Source organism: Ruegeria meonggei, from assembly GCF_900172215.1.
GTDB classification, from domain to species: domain Bacteria; phylum Pseudomonadota; class Alphaproteobacteria; order Rhodobacterales; family Rhodobacteraceae; genus Ruegeria; species Ruegeria meonggei.
This window is the reverse complement of sequence record NZ_FWFP01000010.1, coordinates 157,905-180,876: the sequence shown is the minus strand read 5'-3', so window position 1 is coordinate 180,876 and position 22,972 is coordinate 157,905. Positions and strand designations below refer to the sequence as shown.

Annotated in this window: 18 protein-coding genes, 1 tRNA gene and 1 riboswitch; of the genes, 11 read left to right on the top strand and 8 right to left on the bottom strand. The window is 57.2% G+C overall.

The window, feature by feature from the left end; all coding sequences use genetic code 11:
* The first annotated feature begins 46 nt into the window (after positions 1–46).
* From RUM8411_RS16760 to RUM8411_RS16725, 8 genes are all read left to right on the top strand, one after another.
* The gene (locus tag RUM8411_RS16760) at positions 47–1,330 is read left to right on the top strand and encodes a 4-aminobutyrate--2-oxoglutarate transaminase (RefSeq protein ID WP_085823885.1); all 1,284 of its coding nucleotides are present in this window, start codon (positions 47–49) and stop codon (positions 1,328–1,330) included.
* Positions 1,327–2,772 (top strand): NAD-dependent succinate-semialdehyde dehydrogenase, encoded by a 1,446-nt coding sequence (locus tag RUM8411_RS16755; RefSeq protein ID WP_085823854.1) that lies wholly within the window; start codon positions 1,327–1,329, stop codon positions 2,770–2,772. The genes RUM8411_RS16760 and RUM8411_RS16755 overlap by 4 nt, the downstream gene beginning before the upstream one ends.
* Positions 2,773–3,082: 310 nt before the next feature.
* Positions 3,083–3,289: riboswitch (cobalamin riboswitch) on the top strand.
* 102 nt (positions 3,290–3,391) lie between these two features.
* Positions 3,392–3,748, top strand: coding sequence for a DUF1636 family protein (locus RUM8411_RS16750; protein WP_085823853.1), 357 nt, complete (start codon positions 3,392–3,394; stop codon positions 3,746–3,748).
* Complete coding sequence (locus RUM8411_RS16745) at positions 3,745–4,530, top strand: ABC transporter ATP-binding protein (protein WP_085823852.1); 786 nt, start codon at positions 3,745–3,747, stop codon at positions 4,528–4,530. Before RUM8411_RS16750 ends, RUM8411_RS16745 begins: the two co-directional genes overlap by 4 nt.
* Positions 4,531–4,548: 18 nt before the next feature.
* Positions 4,549–5,496, top strand: a complete 948-nt coding sequence (locus RUM8411_RS16740; RefSeq protein WP_085823851.1) for an ABC transporter substrate-binding protein — start codon at positions 4,549–4,551, stop codon at positions 5,494–5,496.
* Between the two features lies 1 nt (position 5,497).
* Positions 5,498–6,505 (top strand): FecCD family ABC transporter permease, encoded by a 1,008-nt coding sequence (locus RUM8411_RS16735; protein WP_085823850.1) that lies wholly within the window; start codon positions 5,498–5,500, stop codon positions 6,503–6,505.
* 138 nt (positions 6,506–6,643) lie between these two features.
* Positions 6,644–7,567, top strand: coding sequence for an SMP-30/gluconolactonase/LRE family protein (locus RUM8411_RS16730; RefSeq protein ID WP_143534927.1), 924 nt, complete (start codon positions 6,644–6,646; stop codon positions 7,565–7,567).
* A gap of 205 nt (positions 7,568–7,772) precedes the next feature.
* On the top strand, positions 7,773–10,898 hold the full coding sequence (locus RUM8411_RS16725; protein ID WP_159453920.1) for an ATP-binding protein: 3,126 nt from the start codon (positions 7,773–7,775) through the stop codon (positions 10,896–10,898).
* Here RUM8411_RS16725 and RUM8411_RS16720 read toward each other — a convergent pair.
* From RUM8411_RS16720 to RUM8411_RS16695, 6 genes are all read right to left on the bottom strand, one after another.
* The gene (locus RUM8411_RS16720; RefSeq protein ID WP_085823848.1) at positions 10,895–12,292 is read right to left on the bottom strand and encodes a Dyp-type peroxidase; all 1,398 of its coding nucleotides are present in this window, start codon (positions 12,290–12,292) and stop codon (positions 10,895–10,897) included. The genes RUM8411_RS16725 and RUM8411_RS16720 overlap by 4 nt on opposite strands.
* Positions 12,289–13,005, bottom strand: coding sequence for a hypothetical protein (locus tag RUM8411_RS16715; RefSeq protein ID WP_085823847.1), 717 nt, complete (start codon positions 13,003–13,005; stop codon positions 12,289–12,291). The genes RUM8411_RS16720 and RUM8411_RS16715 overlap by 4 nt, the downstream gene beginning before the upstream one ends.
* 3 nt (positions 13,006–13,008) lie before the next feature.
* Positions 13,009–14,022 carry a catalase gene (locus RUM8411_RS16710; RefSeq protein WP_085823846.1) on the bottom strand — a complete coding sequence of 338 codons (1,014 nt, stop codon included), beginning with the start codon at positions 14,020–14,022 and terminating at the stop codon, positions 13,009–13,011.
* Between the two features lie 132 nt (positions 14,023–14,154).
* Positions 14,155–15,213 carry a patatin-like phospholipase family protein gene (locus RUM8411_RS16705; protein WP_085823845.1) on the bottom strand — a complete coding sequence of 353 codons (1,059 nt, stop codon included), beginning with the start codon at positions 15,211–15,213 and terminating at the stop codon, positions 14,155–14,157.
* 155 nt (positions 15,214–15,368) lie between these two features.
* Positions 15,369–17,603, bottom strand: a complete 2,235-nt coding sequence (locus tag RUM8411_RS16700; protein WP_143534926.1) for a CHASE2 domain-containing protein — start codon at positions 17,601–17,603, stop codon at positions 15,369–15,371.
* Positions 17,604–17,684: 81 nt separating this feature from the next.
* A complete protein-coding gene (locus tag RUM8411_RS16695) occupies positions 17,685–18,695 on the bottom strand; it encodes a FecR family protein (RefSeq protein ID WP_234995276.1) in 1,011 nt (336 codons plus the stop codon).
* A 379-nt stretch (positions 18,696–19,074) separates the two neighbouring features.
* Here RUM8411_RS16695 and RUM8411_RS16690 point away from each other — a divergent pair.
* From RUM8411_RS16690 to RUM8411_RS16680, 3 genes are all read left to right on the top strand, one after another.
* Positions 19,075–19,164, top strand: a tRNA-Ser gene (locus RUM8411_RS16690).
* Positions 19,165–19,311: 147 nt separating this feature from the next.
* Positions 19,312–20,094: a tyrosine-type recombinase/integrase gene (locus RUM8411_RS16685; protein WP_234995275.1), complete on the top strand. Its 783-nt coding sequence runs from the start codon at positions 19,312–19,314 to the stop codon at positions 20,092–20,094.
* 31 nt (positions 20,095–20,125) lie between these two features.
* Entirely contained in the window at positions 20,126–20,761 is a 636-nt protein-coding gene (locus tag RUM8411_RS16680; protein ID WP_085823843.1) for a hypothetical protein, read from the top strand.
* A gap of 400 nt (positions 20,762–21,161) precedes the next feature.
* Here RUM8411_RS16680 and RUM8411_RS16675 read toward each other — a convergent pair whose 3' ends face one another.
* Entirely contained in the window at positions 21,162–22,418 is a 1,257-nt protein-coding gene (locus RUM8411_RS16675) for a TRAP transporter large permease (protein ID WP_085823842.1), read from the bottom strand.
* Positions 22,415–22,966 (bottom strand): TRAP transporter small permease, encoded by a 552-nt coding sequence (locus RUM8411_RS16670; protein WP_159453919.1) that lies wholly within the window; start codon positions 22,964–22,966, stop codon positions 22,415–22,417. The genes RUM8411_RS16675 and RUM8411_RS16670 overlap by 4 nt, the downstream gene beginning before the upstream one ends.
* Between the last annotated feature and the right edge of the window lie 6 nt (positions 22,967–22,972).

The window sequence follows — 22,972 nt, the reverse complement described above, 5'->3', positions numbered from 1 at the left end:
CCCGAATTCATATTGGCCGACAGAGCTGGACAACAGGATGCACAAAATGAACAACGCAGATATCGCAATTCGCCGCGACAACACAATCGCCCGTGGTGTCGGAATGATGACGCAAATTTATGCTGATCGTGCGGAAAATGCCGAGATATGGGATGTCGAGGGCAACCGCTATATCGACTTTGCCGCCGGGATCGCCGTGGTCAATACCGGTCACCGCCATCCCAAGGTGATAGCGGCTGTTCACGAGCAACTGGGGCGTTTCACCCATACCTGCCATCAGGTTGTGCCCTACGAGAATTACATCCGCCTGGGAGAGCGCCTGAACGAAGCTGTGCCCGGTGAATTCGACAAGAAAACCGTTTTTGTCACAACCGGCGCGGAAGCTGTAGAAAACGCGATCAAAGTTGCACGCGCGGCAACCGGTCGCCAGGCTGTGATTGCCTTTGGTGGCGGGTTTCACGGCCGCACCTTCATGGGCATGGCCCTGACCGGAAAGGTCCAACCCTATAAGGCGGGCTTCGGAACGATGATGCCCGATGTCTATCATGTGCCCTTCCCGGTCGATTTGCATGATGTGTCCACCAAGGACGCTATGACGGCGATCAACGGCTTGTTCAAATCCGATCTGGATCCCGCCCGCGTAGCAGCGATCATCTTTGAACCGGTGCAGGGCGAGGGCGGCTTCTACCCCGCGCCTGCAGAGCTGGTGCAGAATATCCGCGCATTGTGTGATCAGCATGGCATCGTGATGATCGCTGACGAAGTTCAGACCGGTTTTGCCCGCACGGGCAGCATGTTTGCTATGTCCCGGTATGACGTTGCCGCGGATCTGACCACTATGGCCAAAGGCCTGGCTGGCGGCCTGCCACTGGCGGCGCTGACCGGTAAGGCAGAGATCATGGATGCGGCTAATCCCGGCGGCCTTGGCGGCACTTATGGTGGAAACCCACTGGGCGTTGCAGCGGCACACGCGGTGCTGGATGTAATCGAAGAGGAAGACCTTTGCGCACGGGCAAATGAGTTGGGTTCACGTCTCAAACAGCGCTTGCAGGCGATCCGCGCCGATGTGCCGGAAATCGCAGATATCCGTGGCCCCGGTTTTATGATTGCTTGCGAATTCAACACGGCTGATGGCTCTGCGCCAAACGCGGATTTTGCAAATGCGGTGCGGGCCGAAGCGTTGACGCGCAACCTGATCCTGCTGACTTGTGGCACCTACGGCAATGTGGTCCGCTTTCTGGCGCCGATCACCGTTCAGGACGCAATCTTTGCCGAAGCCCTGGATATCCTCGAAGCCTCGATCAATGCAGTGAAAGGGGCAAAGGCATGAACCTGAAGGATAAGTCCCTGCTGGAATCCCGCGCCTTTATCAACGGCGCTTGGCGCGGGGCCGCCACTACATTTGATGTCACCAATCCGGCCACCGGTGAGGTGATCGCACAGGTGGCCGATTGCGCGGTGGAAGATGTCAAACAGGCCATTGATGCAGCCCATTCAGCGCAAAAGGCCTGGGCTGCGAAAACCGGCAAAGAGCGCGCCGCCATCCTACGCAGGTGGTTTGATCTGATGATAGCGGCACAGGATGATCTGGGTATGATCCTTTGCGCAGAAATGGGCAAGCCGCTGGCCGAAGCCAAGGGCGAGATTGCCTATGGCGCGTCCTTCATCGAATGGTTTGCAGAAGAGGCCAAGCGCGTCTACGGCGACACCATTCCAGGCCATCAGCCTGACAAGCGTATCGTTGTGCTGAAACAGCCTGTCGGCGTGGTCGGTGCAATCACGCCCTGGAATTTTCCCAATGCGATGATTGCGCGCAAGGTCGCACCGGCGCTGGCGGCTGGTTGTTCCTTTGTGGCGCGCCCGGCCGAGCTGACGCCGCTGTCTGCCCTCGCCATGGCAGTGTTGGCCGAGCGTGCTGGCATGCCCGCTGGCGTTTTCAACGTGGTGCCCAATTCGCGCGCTGCCGAAATCGGTCAAGAGATGTGTGCCAACCCGAAAGTCGCCAAGATCACTTTTACCGGTTCCACCCGCGTCGGGCAGATTCTGATGCGACAGGGGGCTGACACGATCAAAAAAATGTCGCTGGAGCTTGGAGGTAATGCTCCTTTCATCGTCTTTGACGACGCTGATCTGGATGCGGCGGTCGAAGGCGCCATGATCGCCAAATTTCGGAACAATGGCCAGACCTGCGTATGCGCCAACCGCATCTATGTGCAGGACGGTGTCTATGACGCCTTTACCGACAAATTATCCGCCGCCATCAAGGGTTTGATGCCGGGCAATGGTATGGACAAAGGCGTGACCAGCGGCCCGCTGATCAACGAGGCTGCTGTTTCCAAAGTGCAGGAGCATCTGTCAGACGCGCTGAGCAAGGGCGCGCGCGTTATTACCGGCGGAAACAGGCTTGAGGGTACATTCTTTGAGCCTACTTTGCTGGCCGATGTGCCCGCCAGCGCCAAAGTTTCGCGCGAAGAAACCTTTGGCCCTATCGCCCCTCTGATCCGGTTCGAGACCGAAGACGAGGTGATCGCGCTGGCCAATGACACTGAGTTCGGCCTGGCGGGGTACTTCTATGCCAATGACCTGTCCCGGGTCTGGCGTGTCGCCGAGGCAATCGAGACCGGCATGGTCGGAATCAATACCGGCCTGATTTCAACCGAGGTCGCACCATTTGGTGGCGTCAAGCAATCCGGGCTTGGCCGCGAAGGATCAAAGTTCGGAATGGATGATTACCTCGAGCTGAAATACCTCTGCATCGGGGGGATCAGGTGATCATGGCGGACCGACCCAGCTTCAACAGTCTGAACGCCCCTTTAGTGAAGTGGCCCGCCTTTGTTGTCAGGAATGCGAAGGATTTGAGTAGGCTATAAAGAGACCAGGGTCCGAAAAGGCGATCGTGAAGTTGCAAGGGGTTGAAGTTCTGATGGGCATGACCCGCTTCGGGTTGATGCGACCAGACGGATCGGGGTGAAGGGGCCTATCTGTTAGCGCCTGCCGCGCTTTTCCATGCCATCAACCCGCGCCGATTAGGAACCGTATTTCCTCATACTTCGTTTCTGTATTGACGCATTCGTCTTTCTCGGGCACTCAATCTTCAGATGGTTCTCGATGGTGCGCCCAAGGGATGAAAAGGGAATACGGTGCGGTTCGCCAATTGGCGCCAAATCCGTGACTGCCCCCGCAACTGTAAGCGGCAAGCGACGCCAAACAGCCACTGGCCCCAGTGCCGGGAAGGATGGCCAAGCGACGACCCGCAAGTCAGGAGACCTGCCATCATTTGTTTAACCAACCCGGGGCGGGGCGTCCTGGAAGGAGGCATTGATGGCACGTCTGACGCGTGTTTGCACGACCGGCACCGACTGTCTGCACTCGAACCTGATCGGAGCGGGCAATGCCAGACACATCTGATCATTTCCTTCTGATCTGTTCGACTTGCACAGGCGCGTTGACCAATGACGATCTGCGCGGTGCGCTGACGGGCAAGCTGCCCGGTAGGTTCGCCATCCGGACTGTCGCCTGCATGGCCGGCTGTGATCGGCCAACAACCGTGGGTTTCCAGGCTGTTGGCAAAGCCCAGTACTTGTTCGGCGACATACAGACCACGCAGGACATGGATGCGTTGGCCGAATTTGCGCTCCAATATAGCAACAGCGCCGATGGATGGACCAATGCCACGGACCGACCGCGCGGGCTGATGACGAAAACTCTGTCCCGAATGCCATGCCTGGGCTCAGAGGTGCCGTCATGACGGGTTCGGCGTTTTTGACAGCGCGTAATTTGGAGTATTATGCGTTGAACGGTGATGTCCTGCTGCAGGGGGTATCCTTCGGGTTGGAGGACGGGGCGATATTGGCGATTGCCGGGCCGAACGGGGCCGGAAAAACAACGCTATTGAACCTTCTGTGTGGGGCGAATGAACTGGCGCTGGGCGATGTTTTGATCAAGGGCCGCAGCCTTCGCCAGATGACCGCGAAAGAGCGTGCCCGGATGATTGCCGTTGTCAGCCAACAAGAGCTTCCGGATGGCCGTCTTCGATTGCGCGATTACGTCGCGCTGGGACAGATCCCCATCCGCGCTGACCGCGCCGCCGAGGATCACGCGCGGGACTTGGGTCGAATTCTAAAACTTACAAATCTTAGCGCCCTGGCCGACAAACGGATGGCGGTGCTTTCGGGGGGCGAACGGCAGCGCGCACATATCGCCCGGGCTTTGGCGCAGAACCCGTCGCTTTTGTTTCTGGACGAGCCGACCAACCACCTCGACCCGGACGCCAAGGGGCGAATGCTGTCCTTGGTCGCCGATCTGGGAATCACTGTTGTGATGATCGTCCACGATCTGGTGATGATCCCCGAATTCGCCACCCATGTGGCGTTGATGAAATCCACACGGCTGACCGGATTTGGTCCCGTGTCCGAAGTGCTGACCCCCGAGCGGGTCCGCGACACATTTGGCGTCGACTACCTGTGCTTTCAGCACGACGGGCGGGTTGTTCCGGCGCTTGATATCCGAAGAACCCCTGTTTCACATTAACTGAAGGAGATTTCCCAAATGAAACACATCTGGTCCGTGGCGCTGGTCGCAGCCATGGCGACCGGTGCTGCCGCGCATGAGGTCACAGTTGACAATTGCGGCGAGCCGCTGGTGTTCGAAACTCAGCCCGAGCGGCTGGTCGTGCATGACATGAACATGACCGACATGGCCTTTGCTTTGGGCCTGCAGGACAAAATCGTCGGTCTTACCGGTATCACCGGCTGGTACAAGACCAGCCCGGAATTCGACACTCTGCGTGGTGATATTCCCGAGCTTGCGCCGAAGTACCCGGCGGTCGAAAACCTTGTGGCGGTTGAGGCGGATCTGTTCTTTGCTGGCTGGTATTATGGCATGAAGCCGGGTGGCGATGTGACCCCTGATACGCTGGAACCGTTTGGCATTAAGACGATGATCCTGACGGAAAGCTGCGTTCACCTAAATAAAACCCGCCCCGAGGCCAGCATGGATTTGTTGTTCGGCGATGTCCTGCGCCTGGGTAAAGTCATGCATGTCGAGGACAAGGCAGAGGCGCTTGTAGACGGCTGGAAACAAGAACTGTCCGCAATTCAGGCGCAGACCGCCGACCTGTTCAAGCCACGCGTATTCTTGCTGGATGGTCCGGCTGACGCGCCTTTTACGGCAGGCAAGTTTGCCATTCCCGACGCGATGATTGCCGCGGCTGGTGGTGAGAATGTCACCCATGACATGGACACAAGCTGGGGCCGTTCGTCCTGGGAGGCCATCGCGGCGGCGAACCCGGAATTCCTTGTGTTGCTGGACTACCAGACCGGAAATGGGGCAGCGGATACCTTTAAGTTCCTGCAAGAGCATCCGGTGATGTCACAAACGGATGCCGTGAAAAACGAGCGTTGGATCGGTCTGCGCTACGAAGAGCTGACCCCCGGACCTGCAAATATCAAGGCAATCGCGAAAATGGCGAATGCCATGCACCCGGACCTAAACTGATATGGGCCGATTGGGCCTGACATTCTTGCTGGGGGCGGCTGTCATCGCCGCCCTTTTGCTGGTTTCGATCGTCTACGGAACCACATCGATCCCTGTATCCGACACAGTCACCGCCATCCTGCTGGGAACAGGGCTGATCGAGGGGGACATGTCGCCCCTGCATCGGATCGTGTTCGATCTGCGCCTGCCGCGCGCGCTGTTTGCCGCGATCATCGGGGCTGGTCTGGGCATTGTCGGTGTTGTCCTGCAAACCACAACCCGCAACGATCTGGCCGATCCGTTTCTGTTTGGTCTGTCGTCAGGTGCGGCGGCGGGGGCCGTGTTTGTCATCACGGTGACCGGAGACATACTGGGATTTTGGACACTCCCGCTGGCTGCATTCTGCGGCGGCTTGGTCGCATCGGCTATCGTGCTGGCGCTGGTTCACGGATTGCGCACCAGTGCGCCGGAAAAGCTGATCCTTGCTGGTCTTGCGGTTTCTTTCCTGTTCTCGGCGATCACCAACTATCTGATCTTCGCAGGCGACAATCGCGCGGCGCATTCGGTCATCTTCTGGATGCTGGGCGGTCTGGGCCTGGCCCGGTGGGAGACATTCCCCCTTGTGTGCGCCGGGTTGCTGCTGATCCTGATCTATTCGCTGTATCGCAGCCGCTGGCTCGATGCGCTGCTGACTGGGGACCTGACGGCCTCGACCCTGGGCGTGCCGGTGCAGGGGTTGCGATTCAGCATGTTCTTTGCGGCCGCCCTTGCGACGGCGATGTTTGTGTCTGTGGCAGGCGTGATTGGTTTTGTCGGCCTGATGGTGCCGCATATCGCCCGCGGGATCGCCGGGCCGTTGCATACCCAACTGTTGCCGACAGCAGCCATTGTTGGCGCGGCCTTGTTGACGGGCTCAGATATCCTCAGCCGGCTTTTGCTGGCCCCACAAGAGTTGCCCGTGGGGATCGTGACCACCTCAATAGGATCGCTGTTTGTATTCTTGCTGCTGTTTCGAACTGTGAAGCATTAAGCCGGGCAGGGTATTCTCAGTAACTCGCAGACAGTGCGATGCCTGCGCCAAGGACTTGTAATACAAAGGCGATACCGCCAGAGTTTCCCACAGTAGGGTGGAGCATTGGATGCCCCAATGCGAGCAGGGAGCAAGAGAATGTCATTGGAACTGAAAGAGATGTGCAGCGGGCTGGGGTTTCCTGAAGGCCCGGTCGCAATGGATGACGGCTCGGTGCTGTTTGTCGATATCAAAGACCAGATTCTGGCGCGCCTGTCGCCGGATGGGACCGTCAGCACCGTGGCCAAGATCGAAGGCGGACCCAACGGCGTTGCCATCGGGCCGGATGGGGCGGCGTATGTCTGCAACAACGGGGCCGTCTATAGCTTTGTACCTTTTGGCCCTGACCATATCACAGTGCCTGCCCCCATCCGGCCGGATTACCAAGGTGGGTCCGTGCATCGTGTCGATCTGAAGACGGGCGTCGTAACCACCCTGTTTGAGGACTACCAAGGCAAGCGGCTGATCGCGCCTGATGATCTGGTGTTCGACAAGTCTGGCGGGTTCTGGTTTACCGACACCGGCATGCAAGACGAGGAATCGACCCGCTACGGCGGGCTGTACTACGCCTCTATTGATGGCAAAACCCTGATCAAGGCTGCCACGATTCCGATGCCAAACGGGGTGGGTCTGTCCCCGGACGGCAAAACTGTTTACGTCTCGGACACGGTGTATGGGCGGCTCTGGGCGATGGAGATTACGGGGCCGGGCCAGGTCAAACCCGGGCCGATTCCCGGAATGCCGGGGAATGTGGTTCAGACATTGCCCGGATATCAGTGGCTGGACAGCCTCAAGGTCGAGGAAGACGGGCGCGTCTGCGTCGGCACGCTGTTTACGGGTGGCATCACGGTATTCAGCCTGAATGGCACCACCGAACACGTAGAAATTCCGGATATGTTCACCACCAATATGTGCTTTGGTGGCAGCGATATGCGCGATATCTGGATCACCGCGTCGAGCACCGGCAAAATCTACAAGGGGCGATGGCCACGTCCGGGGCTCAAGCTGGAGTTCTCAGCCTGACGGGTGGCTCGGCAGATCGCGTAGCAATGTCTTTATTATACAGGGCTATGCGTGACATTTTCGTTGCCATGTAAACGAGTTTTTCGGTTTCCATAGCGGCAGATACTAGCGGCGCGCGGCGCGGTGCTGTAAACCATTCTCTGACATGGCGGATGGAACAGAAAAACCTGCACAGCAGACAGCGGATTTGGGGCAAAGGCGCCAGGTGTCGGTACTGTTCGCTGATATGGTTGGTTTCACGGGTATCGTTGCCGGGCTAGAGGAAGAAAAAGCCCTGGGTTTTGTGCGCATGGTCTATGACACGCTTGTTAGGGCAGCGGAAGGTCATGGGGGCACAGTCCGGGATTTTGCCGGCGACAGCATCATGGCGTTGTTTGGGATTCCCGACGCGTTGGAAGACCCGGCCTTGCGGGCCTGCCGTGCAGCTCAGTCCATCCATGCAGCGTTCCTGGCTGCCGCTGGGGAGTTTGACGCCCGTTTCGGGGTGCGCCCGCAGATGCGGGTGGGGATCAGTTCGGGCACAGTTCTGATGGCCGCTGTGCAGGGCGAGGGCGGCCCGACCACTGCCGTTGGCAGCACTGTGAATTTGGCGGCGCGTCTGGAAAACCTTGCTCCCTCGGGTGGAACCCTGCTGTGCAATACAACGCGTGGCTTGGTCGAATGGGTCACCGAGCTAAGCTTTTTCGGTGAGCACCAAATCAAAGGCCTCTCCACGCCGCAAAAGCTGTGGCAACTGCATTCCATTCATGAAGATGCGGCCCGTTTTGACGCCTCGGTGGCGCAGGGGCTCAGCAGCTATGTTGGCCGCAACCAAGAACAGCGCGCGATGTCGGCGGCGCTGGAGCGGTCAAAGGCGGCGCGTTCCGTTATTGATTTGGTGGCTGAACCGGGGCTGGGCAAAACCCGCCTTGTGTTTGAGTTTCTGCAGCAGCTGCAGGCCGAAGAAACCGCGATACTGACCGGATACTGCTTTGCCGACGGTCAGCAAATCCCGTTTCTGCCCTTCCTCGAAATTATTCGGAATTCCTTTCAGATCCACGACACCGACAACCCTCTACGGGTTCAGAAGAAGCTGGAAGTCGGGCTTGAGAAATCCGGGTTGTTTACGCAGCAAAACCTTGGGCTGATGATGAGCCTTCTGGGGATCAAACCGCCCGCGGGGTCGCTGGAGGGTCTGGACGGTGTCTTGATCGGTTTGCGCATTCGCGAGTTGCTGCGCGAGATGCTGAAGGCTAAGTGTGCCCGCGATCAGGTCGTGATGCTGATCGAAGACAGCCATTGGATCGACAGCGCCTCAGAGGATCTGCTGGGCATTCTGATTGCGGATACTGATCTTTCGAATCTGCTGATCATACAGACCAGACGGCCGGAATATGCGCCACCTTGGCTGGACCAAAGTGGTGTGACGACCGTCGCTCTGAAACCTTTGGATGCCTCGGACTTCGCCAGTCTGGCGCAGAACCGTCTTGATGTGACAGACCTGCCTGACGGGTTGGCGCAGCAACTGACAGAGCGCGCCGGTGGCAACCCGCTGTTTGGTGAAGAGATCCTGAGTTTTTTGCTGGATCAGGGGTCTTTGCGGGTCGAAGATGGCAAAGCCCATATTGACGCAGATATCGGGGACAGCGGACTGCCTGTCACCATGCGCAGCCTGCTTGCGGCCAGAATAGACCGCCTGTCGCCTGAGGATCGCGAATTGCTTCAGGCGGCTGCCGTCATTGGCCGCCGGTTCGACCCCGGATTGTTGTCGCAACTGGTTGAGAATGCTGACGAGACCGGTACCACTCTGCAAAGGCTTCAGGCGCAGGATGTGCTGTTTCGCGAGGCGAACTCCTCTGATTACATCTTCAAACATGTCCTGCTGCGGGATTCGGTCTATCAAAGTATGGTTATGTCGCGCCGGTCCGAATTGCACCTGGCCATCGCCGAAGCCTTGGTTCAGCGCAATGCGAACCGCCTGCAAGAAGCGGCCGAGATGTTGGCCTTTCATTACGGACAAACTGACCGTCGGGATCAGGCATTCCGCTACAGCGCGATGGCTGGCGACAAAAGCCTGGGTGTTTATTCACTGGACGAAGCCAACAGGTATTTTGTCACTGCACTAGAGATGTATCAGGCCGACCCTGACTGCGCCACGAATGAACAATTTGCCGAGTTTCTCGCCAGTTTCGCCCTGTGTTCAAACATCTCTTTGCGAGTCAAAACGGTTATTGATCTGGCAGGTACAGTGCGGCCGATCTTGCAACAGGTCGGGGACAACCGGCATCATGCCCTTTTCCTGCACCATTACGTGTCCTGTCTGGTATGCAACGGCAAATACCACGAAGCCCACTGGGTGCAGCAAGAACTGACCGATATGGCCAAACGTCTAAGGGATCCTGCATCCCGGGCCTATGCCATGGTCAACGAGCTATCCGTGTCGATCTATCATTCACCCATCGACAACGCGCGGTTTGAGGCCCGAAAAAAAGAGATCGAAGCGGCGCTGGAGCAGATCGACGACGCTTATATCCAGAATTTCTTTTTGGCGACGGTTGGGTGGAATGAGCTGACCCGCGGGCGCGTGGCCCGGGCTCATGCGACCTCGGACCAGATGATCGCCTTGGGCAAATCCAAGAACGACCCCCGCGCGCTGGGCTATGGCAAGGCGATGAAGGCGCTGATTGCGATGGTGTCTGACGACCATGAGCTGGCGCTGAAGATGGCAGAAGAGGCGCGCAAGGAATCGCAGGTCGAGTTCGAACTAGCCATAGCTGAGGCCGCCCGTGTGGGCGCCATGGTGCCGCTGGAAAAACCGGGCGCGATGGAAGTGGTTCAGGAGCATATCAAAGATTGCGAGGAAAAGGGATGGACTCTGTTCACCTTTGGCCCGGCGACAATGCTGGGTGTGGCCTACGCCCTGAAGGGTCAGGTGGCAGAGGGGCTGCGCCAGATTGAAGACGCGATTCAGAAACGCACGGATGAAGGCACCATGGTGTCAGCCGACTGGGCGCGCCTGTTCCTGTGCGAGATGTATCTGGCTATTCTGACCGGTGAAGGTGGTGGGTCCTTTAAGGTCCTGGTCGTAAATTTCTGGTCTATCCTAATGGTCATGCTGTTTGGCGAAAAGCGTCTGAAGGCGATGATTGAACAGGTGCGCGCAAACCCTCAGTTCGACGAAAAGGGGCATTACATCGCCCGCTGTGACATGATCATAGGCCTGCTTTACAAAGCGAAGAAAAAGAAAGCGCTGGCCAAAGACCACCTGACCAAAGCCCGGGTGATTGTGGAAACTGCCGGACAGTCGCCGATGCTGAAACGCATCGACGCGGCGCTGGCGGATTTGGCTTAGGTCGTCAGTTCGGACAGGTACTTGATCGCGGTCAGGCTGGGCAGAAAGGTATAGGCCCCGCCGCGCGTGTAGATCAGGCGTGGAAACCCGTGCAAACGAATTGTGCCTCCGTCCGGCAAGGTCATGTCAAACCAGCTGGTTTCGGGTGTATTGGCCCCAAGCAACGGGTCATTGGCACCGGTAATACGCGGGTCCTGCAAGCCCAGGTTGATCCAGTCGCACATCACCGCTTCGAACTGCGCACCGATATTGGCCCCGATGAAACTGCCCAGCAGGCCGCGTTCCTCGGTATCTGGGTTCTGCGGATCGAAATCAGGCCCGTAAGACATCCCGCGCCGTACCAGACGCCGTGTATAGTTGGCGATACGCTGAACGATTGGTCCGCCGCGGGGGTTGCCACGCCGCAAATGAGATCCCGCTGGGCAGCGTGACGTATGGGTATAGTCGAAATTGGTGGGCGAGACGGCATCATCGGGCCATTGGGCATTCGGTGACAGCTCGTACGGCACCCCATTGCGCCAGCGTCCACACATTTGTGCAGCCACGACCTCGCGCAGCGCACCCCGCAAGTCGAGCCCCTTGCCGATGCGATCCAGATTGTTGGGATCGACCAGCTGATCGCGATCCGGGTGCTCCATCAACTCATCTGCGGCCTGATCCAGATAGGCTTCGAACCCGGCGGCGTCCTGCGCCAGAATGCGGAAGGCATTGAATGACCCGTTGAACCCAAGCGAGCGGGGTGACGGAACACGGAACCACACGCCCTCCTGCTTGGTGGGATAACCCAACAAAGCGGTGCCCAGCGGGTCGATGGGTTCTTCAACACCCTTTTGTTCCGGGTCATAGACCTGTTCAAAGCGAGGCTGCGAGATGCCGTCGACGTAGCCAAAAAACACCTTTCCTTCGGGCAAGTTGCGCCCGTTGCGGACGCCCAGAACTGTGAAGGCCTGGGTGACCTGCTTTTCGACAATATCCAGATGTTCGGGCACATCTGAATGCACTGACGCAATCAGATGCACACGGTCCGGCTGATCAAACGGGGCAGGCCATTTTTCCGGCCCGCTTGCTCCGAAATCTCCCAGTTTCATCGCGCGTTTGGTCATGCCCTGTACAAATTCTGACGGGAAGGTCTTTAGGTTGTCGGATGATGTACCGAGCGCGCGCAGCCCCTCATAGGTGATGCCGATGTTAAAGCAGAAGGGTGGCTTGACCTCCCACAGAACACCGCGTGTGATTTCGGGAACAGCGTCGCTGCCGCCATCGACAGCGGCCCCCAGAAACTGCCTGGCTGCCGTGCGGTCCGTGACCTCAAGGATCAGATGGCGCACATATTCGCGGCGATAGCCACGTAGAATATTGCCCTGAATGTCGGCGAGATCGAGTTTTGTATTCACCAGCCCTGTCCGAATTTTTGGCGCACTTGCGCGGCTGAAATTCCGGGATAGGCGCGGTAGCCGCCTCCCAATGAGATATTGCGGTTGGCGTGCAGCTGCAGGACAAACTCGCGCGGTAACGTCGCCAGCATATGGGGCGGTTCGTTAGGCGGCAGCCCTTTGGCCGCATCCTGCAGACCAAACAGATCGGTCGGGAAATCGGCAGCCTGAAACAGGTCATGCTCTTGAACCCAATCAATGAATTCTTCGACATTGCGCTCGGTTGGGATCAGGTGTTCAGCCCCGTCGACCAGCGAGATGACGTCGTCAAACACACTGCCGATCGTGGTGATGAAATCTCGGATGTAGTTGCTGAAGTCGCCATCATAGACCGAAATCATGCAGATATTATCGTCAATTAGCAGGAACCGTGCAAAATGCACGGTGCCAACATTGTCCAGCCCGGCAAAGATTTCTTCCACATTTTCGGCGATGGCAAGCGTCGCCCGCGCGCGCCCGGCAGGTGAGGGGTCTTTCAACGGCATGATCAGGTTCATCATCCGCTGAACGTTTTCACTCGGCTGGGGCGAGGGGCGCGGTCCGCCGGGCAATTTTGGCTTTGGATCGCGCCAGTTCCAATAGGGCACGACGATATAGCGGGACAGGAATTTAAACCAGCCCCGTTCCGGCAGGCTGTTGACGTAGCTGTTAAACCAACTGTTTTGTTGTGACATTCTTTAGCCCTCCGAGAACGGGCAGGGTGATCCGCCACGCCATGCACTTGAGGTTTTGTACGTGTCGATCCGTATCTTCAGAACCGGGTCGTCTGAGGCCTCGATGCCGGGGGTTAGAAGACCTGGATTGAAACTAAGCTTTTCTGATTGCGCAATCTGATCTTCGGGCACCGCATTGACGGTCAGTGTGCCCATCATGATGCGTTTGCGATGCGGTGGCCAGGGGCGCGACGAATTGTTGAAATCGTCACCGACCTCACCCACCATCATCATCAGGGAAAACCGGGCTGAGTCCTTGGATAAACGCTCTTTCAGTTCGGCCCGTAGAAAGTCATCGTCAGGCGTTTTTTCAGGGTTGGTGTTCAAAACCCCCGCGATCGGTTGCCAGGAAAACCGAACCCAGCGGCGCACACCGTCCGAGCCAGTGACGATGAAGGTATGCACCGCGTGATAAGCCGCACGCACATAACTGGTTGGCGCGCCGATCTGCGCCGCCTGCATCACACCCAATTGGGAAAAAGCGTATTTGTCCGCATAGGCGATGGCACCGTCATCGGGGCTGATGGTTTCACCGGGATAGGGATCGCGTTTGGGCAGGATCAGCTGAAGGTAGTTCCAGATTTTCTGCCAGGGCGTCTCGCCTTCATAGGGTTTTGGCGCGGCCTTTTCGGCGAACTCCAAAAAGGTTGCTGGAGTTGGCGCAAAAAACTCGGGCAGGGTCATAGCGATCAGGTCGGTATCGGTGCCATCGGGCAGGTGAAACCGAACCGCCATACCGCGCACATCCGACCAGCCGTCATGCACTACGGCGCAACCCGATCCGTTCGAAAACCTGACGGATACGTCCGTCTTGTCGGTGTTAAAATGCTCGGCGACACAAAAGTTACCGGCGATCGGAGAGGGCTTGAAATACCCGGTCGCGCCGATGCCAATGGAGTGCACGGGACGCAGGGCCAAGTCACCATCCGGGCGTTGCAATGCCTTAACCAGCTTCTCGGCCATGCCGGGATCGCTCATACTTCTTCCCCCAAAATGCAGACATTAATAATGCGTTAAGAACTGCGCGTTAACCATACGCGGTCCTGTTTCAAAGGCAACAAAAACGACTGGGACGGAAGGGTGAAAAGCCAATTTATGGTAACAGGACAGTCAGTTGCGAGCCCATCCGCGCATCATCTTGACCGCGTTTGCCCAATAGGTGCTTTGCTTACTTGCCTGATATGCCTTGTCCATCAGCGTATAGGATTCAGGTTTATGCGTCGCCAATCCCACCACTTTCGGAAGCGGAGGGTTGATGCGTACCAGCCTGTCCTTCAGCACCAAACGCGCCATCCAATACTGGTTCTCTGCTGATGTGTTCAGCAGCAATTCGATCAGGGCGCCACGTGGCGCATTTGAGGTTATCCCGAACCATTTGAGCAGCCCCCAGTCGTCGGGGTTCTTGACCATCTCTTCGGAAATGTCTGTAGGTTGTTGGCCGGTGCCGATGGACAGAGCCTCGACATCCTCAAGCCCGTGTGCGCGGTTTGTGGCGATGGCGACATTGATCCCGTTCATCACCGGATTGTTGGCAAAAGTTCCGCCATCTGCGAAGTACCCATAATCCTTGCCGCCAGCCTTGATCTGGTGTGGCGGAAAATAGGACGGCGCGGCCGAGCTGGCCAGCGCAACATCCAGCAAGCGGACCGCGCTCATGTCCAGCCAGGATTCGTGTTCCAGATTCTGGTTGGTTATCGTGAACGGAGCCCAGCCAATCTTGTCGCTGCGGTGCAGACAGGTTGTGTTGACGGCCAAAACCATATCCGTGGACAGTGACCCGATGGTTCGGTCCTCGACGAGGGAAAGCCCGATCTCTTCAAGCCCTGTGGCATTGTATTGCGACGCTGTTATGCCGGGGCCACCTCCCAGGTGAAAACGTCTGAGCAAATCATCCAGCGCCTTGTCCAGAAAGTTGCGCTCGTTCTCGCGGAATATCGTGTCGGCGTCATCGCGGTAATGTGCGGCCAGATCGGCGATCAGCTTTGCCATATCCTTGCCCTGCGTGCGGCCATCCGCCAATGCAACAGCCATCAGGCCGCCGGTGGACGTTCCAGCAAAGCCATCTGCGGTGTCCAGGCAACCGGTCTCTTCATGAAGGCCCTGCAGGATCAAACATGTCAGATACCCTCGAATTCCTCCGCCATCGCAGGAAACCAACTTAAATACCATGTGGCGCGCCTCGTGTCCTTTTATGCCCCAGTGATTACTGACCCGGGTTAGCCCCAGTGCCGATCGCTGTGTTTTTTACTGTCCGTACCTTTCTTGAGGAAAATGCGGAGTTCTGCAAGATCGTGCCGTTTCGCAAACCCTCCCGTGCGCTCGATTTATGCGGAGGTCTTTCTTTCGTGGCTTTGGTGACTAAAAAACACTTCGCTCGCCTGAACATCAGAACGGAAATCTGCGGCCCGGCCTGACAAGGCAAAATAGAAGCGGCGTAGACCGGGCTCCAGGTATTCGGCCAGTGCAACGCAGTCCTCACATATTCTTTCGATCTGATTTTGTGGCTTTCGCTGCCTGATTGCTGACACAAGTGCATTATGCGTCGCTTCAAGCTTTTGGAACTCGGAGGTTGCAAGCAGGTCCTGATTTCCAACCAGCACAAATACGGGTTCCAGATCGGATTTTCCCTTGAGGTCAACAAACCCCGCCTCAAGCATCGCCATTTCGTGTTTGGTTTTTTCGTATACTGAATTGGAAACGAGAATGTCGTAATCCACGTGGCGACAGCTTTGCTCGATCCGCGCGGCAACATTCACCACATCTCCGATGACAGTATAGTTAAACCTACGTCGTGACCCGATATTGCCAACACAGGCCTGACCAGTTGCGCACCCGGTTGCCAGTGCAATTGGCGGTCGGTCCTGCATCACGTCAGAGGCATTGAAGTCAATCAATGCCTGCCGCATCAACAGCGCGGCCTGCGCGGCACGACAAGGGTGATTTTCGACCGGCAGGGGCGCGTTCCAAAACGCCATGACCGCATCGCCGATGAATTTGTCGATTGTCCCGCGTTCCAAAAGGATCTGATCGCCGACCTGCGAGAACAGCTCATTCAGCAGGGCCACAAGATCGGTTGCCGAAATCGACTCGGACAAGGGCGTAAACCCTCGGATGTCCGAGAACATCACCGTGATTTCCTGAGTTTCCCCCCCCAGTTGCAGCTGATGGCCCGACACTTCCATTTCGTCCAGAATCTCTGGTGCGACATAGTGTGAAAAAATCTGACGGATCACGCGTTTTTCGCGCTCGGTCGAGATGAAGAGATAGCCTGCCAGCAGACCGAAATTGGCCATGCCGCCCAGCATCGGAAAGGTGACGTCGAACAAAACGAGTTGGTTGTCAAAGGCCAGCCAACTGATCCCCAAAACAACCGAGGCCGACACGCCACCCGCGACAAACGACGCCACTGCGCCAAATCTGGCCATCACAGCTGTCACCACCAGACCGAGGATGACAAAAGACAACAATTCAAGCGCCGAAGTGACGTCCGACCGGCTGAGCATTTCACCTGTCATGATCTGTTCCAAGACCTGCGCATGGATCGATACGCCCGGCACGGATTCACCCAGGGCGGTCTGATGCATGTCGAACAAGCCCGCAGCCGAAGTGCCGACCAGAATAATCCTGCCTTCGATTTCGGCGCGCAGGTCAGGGTTCTCTTCGGGCTGCATAACATCGTCGGCCGACAGGTAGAGATCAGGATTGTCGCGCCTGTACCTGACCCACACTTCACCGTTTTCGGTGGTGGGCAAGCGAAACCCTCCGATCTCGACGGCCAGCATGATGCCAGCCTCGTCTTGTGCCCCCTCGGCAATAATGATGGATTCACCCAGCGCCACTCTTAGGGCCTCGATCCCAAGGCTGGGCATTGCACCATCGGGGCCGGCCCACAAAACCGGCACCCGGCGTACAACGCCCGTGCCGCCAAGGGGCGAGACATTGACCCCTCCGATCCCAGCTGCATTTTGATCAAGCGGAGGAGCCAGCGGTGTCCAATGCGGCACCGTAACCAACCCGGCAGTCGGTACTTCGCCTATTTCAATGATCCCGGCCATGGGGAAGACCACGCCACCCTCCTGCGACAACCGGGCAGCGGTTCCCAGAACGACAGGCCAATTGGCAATTTCAGAAGCGAAGGTCTGGTCGTTGTCCAGGTTTTCCGCGCCCGGATCCACGGTCAACACCCCTGCCAATGCGGGGTCATTTAACAGCCGCGCTGGAGAGTACCTGTCGGGCTCTACCAACAACATGTCAAATGCGATGGCCGCTGCGCCATAATCGCCCAGGTTCTCGACCATTTCGGTCAGCAGAGTCCGCGGCCATGGCCATTGCCCCCAGGCGGCCAGCGACCTTTCATCAATATCCACAACGCGCACCGGAAGGTCCGGGTTGTAGTCCCGCGGCGAGATACGTTGCAGAATGTCGAAATAGATCAGCCGCGACATCCGCACCGGATAGGGGTCCAGCACACGGATAAAACAGCCCAGCAGGATCAGGCATAATCCCACAATCTGAAAGCCGCGCCGCCGACCAGTTCGTTCTTTCGGCTTTCCGGTCACGTTAGTCTCCAAACGCCGTGGTTTCCGCGGCCCGAGCGCGTGAAGCTGTTTTGGCAGGGGTGCATAGGTACGCTGTTTGTGCTAGCCGCCGCTATTTCCCCCATTTCCGCCAGCGCTGCCGCTGCCGGCATTGCCGCCACTGCCGCTGCCACCGCCACCAATCGTTCCACCGCTGCCATCTGAAGAACCGCCACTGACACCACCGATGCTGCCACCCTGACCGCTACCGCTGCCGCCGTCGCTCCCGATGTTGCCGCCGTTGCCGCTTCCGCTGCCGCTGCTACCGCCGACGTTTCCGCCGTTGCCGCTGCCAACTGATGATGGTCCGGGCGTTGACGGCCCAGGCGATGGAGGCTCGGGCGAAGGTGATCTGGTGCTTGGCGCGGACTTTTGAGCGCTCTGGACCCCTGACTGCGCGCGGCTGGGTTCGGGGGCGTCTGATTGCTGTGGTGGCAGAGGCAAAGCATCTGTCCCGCATCCGCCGTAATCGACCTGCAACGGCGCTAGCAAACTGTCCTGCGACTGAATGAAGGGGAAACCTTCCTGCAGGGCCTTTTCATATTGCGCCTGATCCGCAGGTCTGCCGACACCGCCCTTCTGAGTTGTGGCAAACAGGCTGCATTGCCGGCCGGTTGCCTGGCAGCTGCCATTCAGGCCACACATCTCGACCCGGCCTTCAAGAACCACCATGGCGCTTTGCGTACCGGGCACGACCCACATGTCAAAAGTTGTGCCCCGAACGGCCATGGTCGCCGTGGGGGTCTGGATGGAATAGGCCCGCTTTTTGCTTTTGCCCGAGATAAAGCGGAAACTTCCGCCCAGGGCCTGAACCGCAAAGTTCTTGGCTTTCTTGTTGCCGCGCAACATGGTTACGTCCAGCGTCATTTTCGCGTTGGGACCGACGGCGATTTTCGTCTCATCAACGAAAACCAACTGCACTACGCCACTTCTGTTGGTCGAGATGGAATCCCCCGACTGAACATCCATACCCACGCGCAACGGCTGCGACTTGCCCCCGCGTGTGATTTCGGCGCCTTGTTTGACACCTATGACTTTACCGATATTGGCAAAAAGCTGCGAAGGAAGACTCAATACGCAACACACAACAACGAACAATCTAAACCAGGCCAACTCTTAAATCCCTTCCCCAAGAGGTACACTTTAGGCGCGATACGCTTGCTGCCCGATTTTTGCCCCTATAAATTCATTTGCTTGAATTTTTAAAATAACTCTAGGCAAATATGCCTTAAACCTTATGTGTTTGGCAAGTTTCCTGTGGATTTGTCACTGCAATCACTTCGGGCGGGGTCGTTTGAACGCGGAAGATGACCCGTGATCGCAAGCCAAACACCGGGCTGGAGAGCTTTGCGTTGACGCGACCCAGCCACTGTTGCGCCCAATCTGAGAAAAATGCCCGAGGCAGCGAAAATCGTCTTGTATCCGGTTAACAGGCAAGGATATACCGGCCAGCGGAGACGTGGCCGAGTGGTCGAAGGCGCTCCCCTGCTAAGGGAGTAGGCCCGGAAGGGTCTCGAGGGTTCGAATCCCTTCGTCTCCGCCATCAACCTATTTGAGTAAATTTTCATGGCATGTTCAAAATGCCGTAAACTCAAATATAATTGGCACTTACTATCTTGTAGTATCATCTTGAGTTTGACCGAATTGTCTTTAGTACCTTTCGTTGAGTGGTATATTTTGTGGTATTTTCATGTCTGCGCTCAGCGGGAAGCTGACAAAGAAGCTGGTAGAGAATCTCGGTACGGGTCGGCATGGTGACGGTTCTGGCCTGTATCTCGTTGTCGATCCATCGGGCGCACGGCGCTGGATCGTGCGTGTAACGGTCAAAGGGCAGAAGAACCGCAAGGGCGCTCCGCTGCGCACGGATTTCGGGTTAGGTGGCGCTGATGTCGTCACACTAAACCAGGCTCGAGAAAGAGCCCTCGAATATCGACGCATGGCAAAGTCCGGGCTGAACCCGCGCTTCAACGCCCAGCGTGAAATCCCGACCTTTGAGGAACTCAGCCGACAAGTTCACATTGACCGCCTGCCAACATGGAAGAATGCCAAACACGGCCAGCAATGGCTTAACACCTTGCGCGACTACGCGTTCCCCAAGATCGGCCGTATGCCCGTGGACAGTATTGGCCAGCCCGAAGTACTGATGTGCTTATCGCCCATCTGGACCGAGAAACACAAAACCGCAAAGCGACTGTCGCAGCGGATCAAGACAGTACTCGACGTGGCAAAGTCTAAGGGCTTCCGCTCGGGAGAGAACCCGGTGTCCGCGATCCGCGAAGGCAAGGTGCTGCCTACCGTCAAAGCCAAGGTGCAGCACCATGACGCGATGCAGTGGCAAGAAGTGCCTGCATTCTATGCCGAGTTGCAGACCCGCTCGGCAATGGCTGCCAACCCAAAGACCTCCCATGGTTCCAAATCAGAACCCGTCAGACCGGTTTCTCGTCGGTCCTTCGGTTCTGAAACGGAACACTAATACTAACCACTCCCTGTTACGCGAGGCGGACATGAGCAAGTCACAGAAAGACAATGGCAACGATCTGCAGACAAAGAACTCCGAGCTTACACAAGCGGAGACCAATGCGATTGCTGATCTGAGGGATCGAAAGAGATCAGGTGTCCGGGCCCCGGATATCAAGCTGGACTTCGAGGAGGAAACGCGAAGGCTTACAGTCGGCCACAAAGCGAAAGACCCAAACGCAGCCAGTGCTTTGGCAATGCATGAGCTGGGCACAGCAGACCACCGGTTCTTCGAAGGCGTCATGAATCAAGTGGCAGCTCTCGGGCAACAGGACAGCCCTGTTTCCGAGACGGCATCGAACTTCGTAATGTCCGTTGTTGCTGGGGTTAAGCCGCAGGACGAGATCGAAGCCATGCTTGCGATCCAGATGGGCGCGATCCATCAGGCCACGATGATGATGGCACGTCGCCTGAACCACGTAAAATCTCTCCCTCAGCAAGATTCAGCGGAACGGACGCTCAACAAACTTGCGCGGACCTTCACCAGTCAGGTTGAAACCCTGAAGAGGTACCGCTCCAAGGCAGATCAAACCGTCCGTGTCGAACGCGTTGAAGTCAAAGAAGGCGGGCAGGCAATCGTTGGTAATGTTCAAAACGGGGGGCGGTCGGATGACAAAAAGTGACGACAACCTCATGGACCCTACGAAAAGACTCAATGATGCGCCCAGGTGCACAGCAACGGCAAAGTCCACCGGCCAGCGGTGCCGCGCACCCGCCGTTCAAGGTTGGAGTGTTTGTCGCATGCATGGGGCTAGAGGTGGGCATGCTGCGGGACCAAGCCATCCGTCTTGGAAGCATGGGGAACGGTCGAGAGAAACCGAGGAAATGCGCAAGACGATCAATGAACTTATCCGCGCTGACAGGGAACTGCAGAAATTGATCGACTGACCAGGCGCTGCCTCGCAAGCAAGGCAAAGCAGTCGTTCGATCGAAGTGCTTGGATGGCTGCTCCGAGCCCACTTTGACCGATGCTGCATTAATCCTGAATGAGCACGATGAACGACATAGCAGACATTGCCGTTCTTAGCGGATGATTAACCACGGAAACACGCTGATCAGGACCACAACCACGCCTGCCACGGCAACGAAAGGCAAAGCTGATCTGAAGATTGCGCCGGCTTTCACATCCGACACTGTTGCCGCGACATAGAGCGCAACGCCGACGGGGGGTGTCACAAGGCCAAGCGTCAGGTTCAAGCACAGCACAACGCCCAAGTGGTAGGGATCAATGCCATAGACAGTTGTTGCGACAGGCAGGATAATTGGTACGACCATGATCAGCGCGGGGATACCGTCGATGATCATCCCAACAGCCAGCATGATCAGGTTCACAAGCAGCAGGAACAGAATGGGATGTTCGGCCACGGTCACGACCCATTCGGCAAGGCTTTGCGGGATCTGACCGTAGATTAAGATCCAACTGAATACATTGGCCGTGGCGACCATGAACAACACCAGTGCCGCGTTTGATCCTGCCGTCAGCAACATTTGAGGAATGTCTCGGTCTGCCAGTTCGCGGGTAACAAACCTGCCGATCAGATAGGCCATGACAGCGGCGATGGCCGCGGATTCCGTTGGAGTGGCGATGCCCAATAGGATGCTGCCGATGATCGAGGCTGGGATCACAAGGGTCAGCAATCCGTCGCGGAGTAGCCCAATTCGCTCAGCGCGGGTCAATGGAGGCGCGACCGGGAACGGGTTGAAAAGGCCGATCATAAAGATCACCCCCATGAACCCAAATGCCATCAGCAAGCCAGGCACAATGCCCGCGATAAACAGATCCCCGATCGAGATTTGCGCGAGTACACCATAGACCACAAACATCATCGACGGCGGGATGATGGGCGACAACAGTCCCGCCGACGTGGTTGTGGCGACGGCGAATGTCTTTTGGTAGCCGGCCCGCTCCATTTCAGGGACCATGACCTTGGACATGATCGAAATCTGCGCGGTGGCAGAGCCGAGGATCGAAGCCATCATCATGTTCGCAAGGATATTCACATAGACCAGCCCGCCTTTCATGGTGCCTACCACAGCGCGCGCCATGCCGATCAGCCGGGTTGTGATGCCTCCGCCATTCATCATTTCGCCCACCATCATGAACAGCGGAATCGCCAGAAGGCCGTATTTACCAATGCCCGATTGCAGTTGCAGCGCATAAGATCCAATCAAAGCGGTATTGCCGGTGTCCAGCACATAGATCGTGGCAGAGACGGCAAGAACGATGCCAATCGGGGCGCCGATGAATAAAAGAACGACAAAGGCCAATGCGGTCATCATGGCGCGCCACTCTTTTCGGGTTTGTCCGCCAGATCACGCCACAGACAGGCTGCACTGTGGACTGTCAAGGTGAGGGCAAAGAGCGGCATGATCAGGAAAAACCATAGACGGCGCACACCGATTGTATTGGTGACTTCCTGATAGACAGAGTTGAAGGTGTTTTCAAAAAACAATTCTAAATCAAAACCATGCATGGCCAGCGTCGCCGGGTCAAACCAGACCCAGCATGCATAGGCTAGGAACAGGGCGAACCCCAGATTGACGCATTGCACGGCGATGGACATCCACCGACGGGTCGCCTCGGACACCGCATCGGACAGGAGTGTGACGGCAAAGTTACGCCTTTGGGCAAACATCAGGCTGGAGCCGACAAAGGCGAATATAACCATCAGATTAATCGCCAGTTCATCGACCCAGTAGAGTGACCAGTTTATCGCGCGGCTGGTGACGTTCAGGATCATCAGCAATAGCACAGCGGCGACCAGAATTTTCAGCACAACGGCTTCGACCCTGGCGATCCAATCTGACGTCTTTACTATGAAACCCATTCCATC